The sequence below is a fragment of the Mesorhizobium intechi genome, assembly GCF_002879535.1.
GTDB lineage: Bacteria > Pseudomonadota > Alphaproteobacteria > Rhizobiales > Rhizobiaceae > Mesorhizobium > Mesorhizobium intechi.
On record NZ_PNOT02000237.1, the window covers coordinates 20549 to 29277 of the forward strand.

General features: G+C 64.7%; 8 protein-coding genes. 7 read left to right on the plus strand and 1 reads right to left on the minus strand.

Annotated features, from left to right (window positions below):
- Positions 1 to 4: 4 nt before the first annotated feature.
- The 7 genes from fdhF to C1D09_RS20800 all read left to right on the plus strand — a co-directional run bounded on the left by fdhF (position 5) and on the right by C1D09_RS20800 (position 7094).
- Entirely contained in the window at positions 5 to 2917 is a 2913-nt protein-coding gene (gene fdhF, locus C1D09_RS20770; RefSeq protein WP_143976070.1) for a formate dehydrogenase subunit alpha, read from the plus strand.
- Between the two features lie 2 nt (positions 2918 to 2919).
- The gene (fdhD, locus tag C1D09_RS20775; protein ID WP_143976071.1) at positions 2920 to 3750 is read left to right on the plus strand and encodes a formate dehydrogenase accessory sulfurtransferase FdhD; all 831 of its coding nucleotides are present in this window, start codon (positions 2920 to 2922) and stop codon (positions 3748 to 3750) included.
- Positions 3740 to 4048, plus strand: coding sequence for a formate dehydrogenase subunit delta (locus C1D09_RS20780; protein WP_143976072.1), 309 nt, complete (start codon positions 3740 to 3742; stop codon positions 4046 to 4048). Before fdhD ends, C1D09_RS20780 begins: the two co-directional genes overlap by 11 nt.
- Before the next feature lie 115 nt (positions 4049 to 4163).
- Positions 4164 to 5717 carry an alpha/beta fold hydrolase gene (locus tag C1D09_RS20785; protein ID WP_143976073.1) on the plus strand — a complete coding sequence of 518 codons (1554 nt, stop codon included), beginning with the start codon at positions 4164 to 4166 and terminating at the stop codon, positions 5715 to 5717.
- Between the two features lie 108 nt (positions 5718 to 5825).
- A complete protein-coding gene (locus C1D09_RS20790; RefSeq protein ID WP_143976074.1) occupies positions 5826 to 6305 on the plus strand; it encodes a carboxymuconolactone decarboxylase family protein in 480 nt (159 codons plus the stop codon).
- 74 nt (positions 6306 to 6379) lie between these two features.
- Positions 6380 to 6742 carry a nuclear transport factor 2 family protein gene (locus C1D09_RS20795; RefSeq protein WP_143976075.1) on the plus strand — a complete coding sequence of 121 codons (363 nt, stop codon included), beginning with the start codon at positions 6380 to 6382 and terminating at the stop codon, positions 6740 to 6742.
- Between the two features lie 37 nt (positions 6743 to 6779).
- Positions 6780 to 7094 carry a hypothetical protein gene (locus C1D09_RS20800; RefSeq protein WP_143976076.1) on the plus strand — a complete coding sequence of 105 codons (315 nt, stop codon included), beginning with the start codon at positions 6780 to 6782 and terminating at the stop codon, positions 7092 to 7094.
- A 132-nt stretch (positions 7095 to 7226) separates the two neighbouring features.
- Here C1D09_RS20800 and C1D09_RS20805 read toward each other — a convergent pair whose 3' ends face one another.
- Positions 7227 to 8654 carry a gamma-aminobutyraldehyde dehydrogenase gene (locus tag C1D09_RS20805; RefSeq protein WP_143976077.1) on the minus strand — a complete coding sequence of 476 codons (1428 nt, stop codon included), beginning with the start codon at positions 8652 to 8654 and terminating at the stop codon, positions 7227 to 7229.
- Positions 8655 to 8729 lie beyond the last annotated feature (75 nt).

Here is an 8729-nt window from a genome sequence, read left to right on the forward strand (position 1 = left end):
GCAGATGAACATCAAGGCCGACTTCCCATCGCTGGTCGAAGAGATCGACTACGGAACCCCGGAATCGCGGGCGCAAAAGCAGGTCACGCTGAGCGTCGACGGCCGCAGCATCACGGTGCCGGAAGGCACCTCGATCATGCGCGCCGCTATGGAAGGCGGCGTCGAGATCCCGAAGCTCTGTGCCACCGACATGCTGGACTCGTTCGGCTCGTGCCGCGTCTGCCTGGTCGAGATCGAAGGGCGCGGCGGCACGCCGGCATCCTGCACGACACCGGTCGGTGAAGGCATGGTGGTGCACACGCAGTCCGACCGGCTCGACGCCATCCGCCGCGGCGTCATGGAACTCTACGTCTCCGACCATCCGACCGGCTGGAACGAGAAGGCCGGCACCGGCGCCAGCGAATTCGACACGGTGGCGAAGTCGGTCGGCCTGACCGAGAACCGCTATGGCGTCGAGGGCCGCAACCACGTCAAGCCGGAAGACGGCGTGGCGCCCGGCCATGGCTCGCTGGCGGTCGATTACATCGCCCGCGACGAATCCAATCCCTATTTCACCTATGACCCGGCGCAGTGCATCGTCTGCTCGCGTTGCGTGCGGGCGTGCGAGGAGGTGCAGGGCACCTTCGCGCTGACCATCGAGGGCCGCGGTTTCGAATCGCGCATGGTCGCCGGCATGCATGAGGATTTCATCGCGTCCGAATGCGTGTCCTGCGGCGCCTGCGTGCAGGCCTGCCCGACCGACGCGCTGCGCGAGAAGACGGTGCTCGAGAAGGGCATGCCGGAACGCTCCGCCGTTACCACCTGCGCCTATTGCGGCGTCGGCTGCTCGTTCAAGGCCGAGGTAAAGGACGACGAAGTCATCCGCATGATGCCCTACAAGGACGGCAAGGCGAACCATGGCCATAGCTGCGTCAAGGGCCGCTTCGCCTATGGCTACGCGACCCACAAGGACCGTATCCTGTCGCCGATGATCCGCGAGAAAATCTCCGATCCGTGGCGGGAGGTGAGCTGGGAAGAGGCGATCGCCCACACGGCCAAGGAATTCCGCCGGATCCAGTATCAGTACGGCCGTACCTCGATCGGCGGCATCACCTCCTCGCGCTGCACGAATGAGGAGACCTATCTCGTCCAGAAGCTGGTGCGACAGGGTTTCCGCAACAACAATGTCGACACCTGCGCCCGCGTCTGCCATTCGCCGACCGGCTACGGGCTCGGCCAGACCTACGGCACCTCGGCCGGCACGCAGGATTTCGACTCGGTCGAATTCACCGACGTCGCCGTCGTCATCGGCGCCAATCCGGTTTCCGCACATCCGGTGTTCGCCTCGCGGCTGAAGAAGCGGCTGCGCCAGGGCGCCAAGCTGATCGTGCTCGATCCGCGCCGCACCGAGATGGTCAAGTCGGCGCATATCGAGGCTGACTATCACCTGCCTCTGAAGCCGGGCACCAACGTGGCGGTCCTGACGTCACTGGCGCATGTCATCGTCACCGAAGGGCTTTTCGACGAAGCCTTCATCCGCGAACGCTGCGACTGGACGGAGTTCCAGGACTGGGCCTCCTTCGTCGCCTTGCCGGAGAACAGCCCTGAAATCGTCGGCAAGCTTTCCGGCGTCGACCCGGAACTGATCCGGGGTGCCGCGCGGCTCTACGCAAAGGGCGGCAATGGCGCGATCTATTACGGCCTCGGCGTCACCGAACACAGCCAAGGCTCGACCACGGTGATGGCGATCGCCAACCTCGCCATGGCCACCGGCAATATCGGCCGGCCAGGCGTCGGCGTGAACCCGCTGCGCGGCCAGAACAACGTGCAGGGCTCGTGCGACATGGGCTCCTTCCCGCACGAACTGCCCGGCTATCGCCACATCTCCGGCGAAGCTGTGCGCGACATCTATGAGAGCCTTTGGGGCGTGAAGCTGGACGACGAACCCGGCCTGCGCATCCCCAACATGCTGGACGCCGCCGTCGACGGCTCCTTCAAGGGCATCTACATCCAGGGCGAGGACATCTTGCAGTCCGATCCCGACACCAAGCATGTCGCGGGCGGTCTCGCCGCCATGGAATGCGTCGTCGTGCACGATCTCTTCCTGAACGAGACGGCGAACTACGCGCATGTCTTCCTGCCGGGCTCGACCTTCCTGGAAAAGGACGGCACCTTCACCAATGCCGAGCGCCGCATCAACATGGTGCGCAAGGTGCTGGAACCGAAGGCGCGCTATGCCGACTGGGAGGCGACGCAGGAACTTGCCCGCGCCATCGGGCTCGACTGGAACTACACGCATCCGTCGCAGATCATGGACGAGATCGCCCAGACGACGCCGAGCTTCGCCAATGTCTCCTTCGAGTTGCTCGACCGCGTCGGCTCGGTGCAGTGGCCCTGCAACGAGAAGGCCCCGCTCGGCACGCCGATCATGCACATAGACGGCTTCGTGCGCGGCAAGGGCAAGTTCATCCGCACCGAATATGTGGCGACGGACGAGAGGACCGGCCCGCGCTTCCCGCTGCTTTTGACCACCGGCCGCATCCTCAGCCAGTACAATGTCGGCGCGCAGACGCGGCGCACGGACAACGTCATGTGGCACTCCGAAGACCGGCTGGAGATCCATCCGCACGATGCCGAGAACCGCGGCCTGCGCGACGGCGACTGGGTGCGGCTGACCAGCCGTTCCGGCGAGACGACGCTGCGGGCGCTGATCACCGACCGGGTGTCGCCTGGCGTGGTCTACACCACCTTCCACCATCCGGACACGCAGGCCAATGTCATCACCACCGACTTCTCCGACTGGGCGACCAACTGTCCGGAGTACAAGGTGACGGCGGTGCAGGTCGGCGCTTCCAATGGCCCGACGGACTGGCAACGCGAATACGATGAGCAGGCCAGGAACAGCCGCCGCATCGCCCCGCTACAGGCGGCCGAGTAGTCTTGGCCGCGCGCCGCAAAGCAATGACCCAGATATCGCGGCTGGCGCACCGCTCCAGCGGCACGGCTGTTGCCAACCGCATGGTGCCGGAGGAGACGCCGGTGGCGTTTTCCTTTGCCGGAACCACGCATGCGGTGATGATGGCGAGCCCGGCCGACTTCGAGGACTTCGCACTCGGCTTCTCGCTGACGGAAGGCATCATTGCCGACCCGCAGGAAATCGAGGCGATCGAGGTCGAGGACCATGGCGCCGGCATCGATATCCAGATCCGGCTGAAGGATCAGGCCAATACACGCTTCGAGGCGCGGCGGCGCAGGCTTGCCGGCCCGGTTGGCTGCGGGCTGTGCGGCATTGAATCCATCGAGGAGGCAATGCGGTCCGTCGACGCCGTTGGTGCGTCAAAACTTACGCTTGATGCCGACGACATCATCCGCTCCGTCAAGCTGTTGTCGAAGGTGCAGCCGCTGCATCAGGAAACCGGAGCCGTGCATGCCGCCGGCTTCTACATTCCAGGCAAGGGCGTCGTCATGGCGCGCGAGGATGTCGGCCGCCACAATGCGCTGGACAAGCTCGCAGGCGCGTTGGCCAAAGCCGGCATCGACGGCGCCTCGGGCGCCGTTGTGGTGACGTCGCGCGTCTCGGTCGAAATGGTGCAGAAGACAGCGGCGATCGGCTCCGCCTTCATCATCGCCGTCTCTGCGCCGACCGCGCTTGCCATCCGCACGGCCGATGATGCCGGCATGACGCTGGTGGCGCTGGTGCGCGGCGAGGATTTCGATGTTTTCACGCACCCCGACCGGGTGGTTTTGGGAGTTGCCCAGCATGTCGCATGACGAAGACCACATCACGAGCACCAGCGAAAAGCTGGTGCGCATGGCCAACCAGATCGCGGCCTTCTTCCATTCCAAGTCGCGCGAGGAGGGTGTTGCCGGCGTCGCCGAGCACATCAACAAATTCTGGGAACCGAGGATGCGGCGGCAGTTCTTCGAACTGCTGGACAGCGGCGAGGGCTTCGACGAACTCGTGGTCGCCGCATCGGCCAGGATCAAGCGGCCGATCACGCCAGCCGAGGCCGATCTCAAGCTCGGGCTCAAGCCCTTTCCCGCCGACGTCGCGGCCTCGCAAGAGTAGCAGCAAGCCGGCTACGCGGGATTATATTCATTTCCACTAAAGTTTGAGCTGCCGCTGTCGGTGCGGCTCTGCTATGTTTGACGATCAGAAATCGTCAGGCCGGCGGAAGAAACTCGTGAGGCCGATCGAGACCCGATATGCCCTCAGTGGCGAGGCGCGGATCGCCTATCAGGTGGTCGGCCAGGGCTCGCTTGATCTTGTCTTCGTGCCGGGCTTCATTTCCAACCTCGACCTGCATTGGGAAGACGAGGGCTACACCAGGCTCCTGAGGCGACTTTCGGCGTTCTCGCGACTGATCCTGTTCGACAAGCGCGGCACCGGCCTTTCCGACCGTGTGGATGCGCACAACCTGCCCAGTCTTGAAACGCGTATGGACGATGTGCGCGCGGTGATGGACGCCGCCGGCAGTGGTCGTGCCGCCCTGCTTGGCGCCTCGGAAGGCGCGCCGATGGCAATGCTGTTCGCCGCCACCTATCCCGAGCGGACGCGGGCGCTGGCGCTCTATGGCGGCTATGCGCATTTCCACAAATGGGTGATGCCGCCCGATCGCCTCAATGCCTTCATCGCCACCGCCGAGACGGCGTGGGGTACCGGTGCCACCTTGGCGAATTTCGCACCGGGTCGGGTCGACGATGCGCATTTCACCCAGTGGTGGGCGCGTTTCGAGCGGCTGTCGGCGAGCCCGACGGCAGCGGCGGCACTGGCGCGAATGAATGCGGACATCGACATACGTGGTGCCCTGGCGGCGATCAGCGCACCGACGCTGCTGATCCATCGCCGCAACGATGCGCGAGTCGATCCCGAGGCGAGCCGCTTCCTGGCCAAGAAAATCCCGAATGCGCGGCTGGTCGAGATTCCGGGGCGCGACCATCCGATCTGGACCGGCGATGTCGACCGGGTCGCCGACCTGATCGAGGAGTTCCTGACCGGCGAGCGTGCCGTCGCCGAAGCGGACCGCGTGCTGGCGGCACTTCTGGTGACGCGTATATACGATACGACGCGGATGGGCGACCGTATGTGGAGCGAGCGGAGCGAACGCTTCCAGGAAACCTGGCGGTTGCTGGTCGGGCGCCATGGCGGTCGGGCGCTGGGTACGCAGGGCGAGATGATGATTTCGCGCTTCGATGGACCGGCGCGCGCCATACGCTGTGCAGTGGCGCTGCGGGAGGCGGCGCAAGGGATCGGCGTGGCCAGCGCGCAGGGCGCCCATGTCGGGGAAATCGAACTGCGCGGGCCGCCAGTGGGGCTGACGGCCCGCGTGACGATGCAGATCGCCGCGCACGCCAGCCGGGGCGATATCCTGGCGTCGCGACTGGTCGCCGATTTGGCAACCGGCTCAGGCCTGCATTTCGAAGACGCCAGCCGGGTCACGCTGGACGATCTGGACGAGCCGATGGCGCTGGTGCGGGCAATGTCGGAACAGCATCTGGAGCCTGACTGCCGCGCCAGGACCAAAGCGACCGAACCAGCCGTGCTGACGGTGAGGGAAAGCGAGGTGGTGAGCCTGATTGCCGACGGCAAGAGCAATGCCGCGATTGCAGCCGAGCTCAGGCTGAGCGAACACACCGTCAAGCGCCACGTCGCCAACATTCTGCTCAAGCTCGACCTGCCGTCGCGCGCGGCGGCGGCGGCATTCTCCGCCAGGCACGCTGGCCCGGACGGGCCATGAGAGCCATGGCGCTTTCGGGCGAAGCGGGCACGCCGATCCAAGCGCTATCAATTCCCCATGCAGGCCAAGGTGGATATCGCCGGAAAGGCACTGCGAACGGAGGATGAAATGCTTAAGTCAAAACTGAACGTCAGATCGTTTGTGATCGCGGCAGGCATTGGCGCGCTGTTCACGATCACTCCCGCAAAGGCCGAGGATGCATCGGCGACGGCGGCCTACAAGGACATCCAGGCGACGCTCGGCTCGGTGCCGGACATGTTCAAGACACTGCCTGACGTGGCGGTCGCCGGCGCCTGGGCCGAAATCAAGGGCGTCCAGCTCAACCCGAAAACCGCTCTGGACGGCAAGACCAAGGAACTTATGGGCCTTGCGGTGGCCTCGCAGATACCTTGCCAGTACTGCATCTATTTCCACACCGAGGCGGCCAAGCTCAACGGCGCGAGCGACGAGGAGATCAAAGAAACCATCGCGATGGCGGCGATCGTGCGCCATTGGTCGACGATGCTCAATGGAAGCCAGGTCGATCTCGCCACGTTCAAGAAGCAGACCGACGACGTCTTCGCTGCCGTCAAGGCGAAGTCGCAGTGAAAGGCACCGCCCGTCGACAAGCGTCGGGCAGCTTCCGAACGTCAACCGCCCGAAAACGGGCCATGGAGGATGAAATGCTGACCAAGACACAAGCCGTGGATGGCGCCGCGATCAAGAAGGCGATCGAGGGCCGCGACGGCAAGATGCTGTCGAGCTTCTATGCCGACGACGCGTTGGTGCGGGTGATCGACCGCAACAACCCGCCGAGCAAGCCGCGCGAAGTCCGCGGGCGCGCGGCGATCGCCACCTTCTGGGACGACATCTGCAGCCGGGCGATGACCCACAAGGTCGACACCACGATCGCTGACGGCGACAGCCTGGCCTTCACCCAGGCCTGCGCCTATCCGGACGGCACAAAAGTGTTCGCCGCCGCGATGCTGGAGCTGAAGAACGGGCGGATCGCGCGGCAGACCGTCGTGCAAGCCTGGGACGAATAGGCAAACCGCCGCCAACTCAACCTTGGGAGGAACCAACATGTTCAGCGCCAGATGGCAGATCGACGCGAAGTTTGGGCATAAGCAGACCGTGCTCGACCTGATGAAGAAATGGGAGCGCGAGATCGGCTCGCAGGTCGGCCTCGCCGAGTTGAAGTTCCAGATCATGACCGGATCGATCGGCGCCCGCGAAGCGACGGTCGAGTCCCACCACCAGGTCGAAAGCCTGGCCCAGTTGGAGGCGATGTTCGCCAAGATCGGCAAGATCGACGCACACGCCAAATGGGGCAAGGAGATGGAGCCCTATGTCGTGTCAGGCACCAGCCTGTGGAACATCTATCGTATCGTCGAATAGCGGTCTTCGTCCCGTCGACGGAGATGCCGGCAGGCAGATCAGGGGCGGAGCCAGCCTCCGCAAGGTGTCGACACCGCCCCTCACGCGGCCCTTCGGGCCACCTTGTCCCCGCGAATGGGGAGAAGGAATGGGTTACGCGTGCGCCACCATGACATGCCGCACGGCGGTATAGTCTTCCAGCGCATAGAGCGACATATCCTTGCCGTAGCCGGACTGTTTCAGACCCCCGTGCGGCATCTCGTTGGTCAGCATGAAATGGGTGTTGATCCATGTGCAGCCATATTGCAGGCGGGCCGCCGTCGCCATGGCGCGCGAGACGTCCTTCGTCCAGACCGATGACGCCAGACCGTAGTCGCTGTCATTGGCCCAGTTCACCGCTTCATCGACTTCCGTGAAACGGGTGACCGAGACGACCGGGCCGAACACTTCGCGCCGCACGATTTCGTCCTCCTGCAAAGCGCCGGCGACGACGGTCGGCTGGTAGTAGAAGCCGGTGCCCTCGCCCGGCTTGCCGCCGGTGGTGATCTCGATGTGCTTCAGCTCGGAGGCGCGTTCGACAAAGCTCGAAACACGGTCGCGCTGGCGGCGCGAGATCAGCGGGCCGATCTCGTTTTCGGTGTCGTCCGGCTGGTTGTACTTGATGGTCGAGACCGCCGAGGACAGATCGGCGACGAGCTTGTCGTAGATCTTCTTGCCGGCATAGATGCGGCAGGCGGCGGTGCAATCCTGGCCGGCATTGTAGTAGCCGAAGGCGCGCAGGCCGTTGACCACCGCGCCGAGGTCGGCGTCGTCGAAAACGATGACCGGGGCCTTGCCGCCGAGTTCGAGATGCGTGCGCTTGACCGATTTGGCGGCGGCCTGCAGGACCTTCTTGCCGGTGGCGACGTCGCCAGTGATCGAGATCATGTTGACCTTGGCATGGTTGATCAGCGCGTTACCGACGCTGTCGCCGCGGCCGAGCACGACATTGACCACGCCTTCGGGCAGGATGTCGGCCAGGATCCTGGCCAGCTTCAGCGCCGTCAGCGGCGTCTGCTCCGACGGCTTGAAGACGACGGTGTTGCCGCCGCCGATCGCAGGCGCCAGCTTCCAGGCCATCATCATCAGTGGGTAGTTCCACGGCGCGATCGATGCGACGATACCGATCGGGTCGCGCCGCACCATCGAGGTGTGGCCGGGCAGATATTCGCCCGCCACAACGCCCGGCATCGTACGGACCGCGCCGGCGAAGAAGCGGTAGCAGTCGACGATGGCCGGAATCTCGTCATTGAGCACGGAATTGATCGGCTTGCCGCAGTTCAGCGCCTCGAGAGCGGCGAAGTCCTTGGCCTCGGCCTCGATGCGGTCGGCGATCTTGAGGAGGTAACCGGAGCGCTGCGCCGGCGTGGTGCGCGACCACAAGACGAACGCTCGTTCGGCGGCCGCCACCGCAGCCTCGATCTGCGCCTGGCTGGCCTCGGGCAGGTTGAGAATGGTCGCCCCGGTCTTCGGATTGAGGATCGGCTCCTCGGTCTCGGCGCCGTTCTCGAATTTCGAGCCGATCAGCATCTGGGCGTCCATGGGCGTCTCTCCCTTACGAACTGACGTTATTTGCCCGAACCGGCGATCTGGTCGCCGTCGCGGGTGAGGTAATAG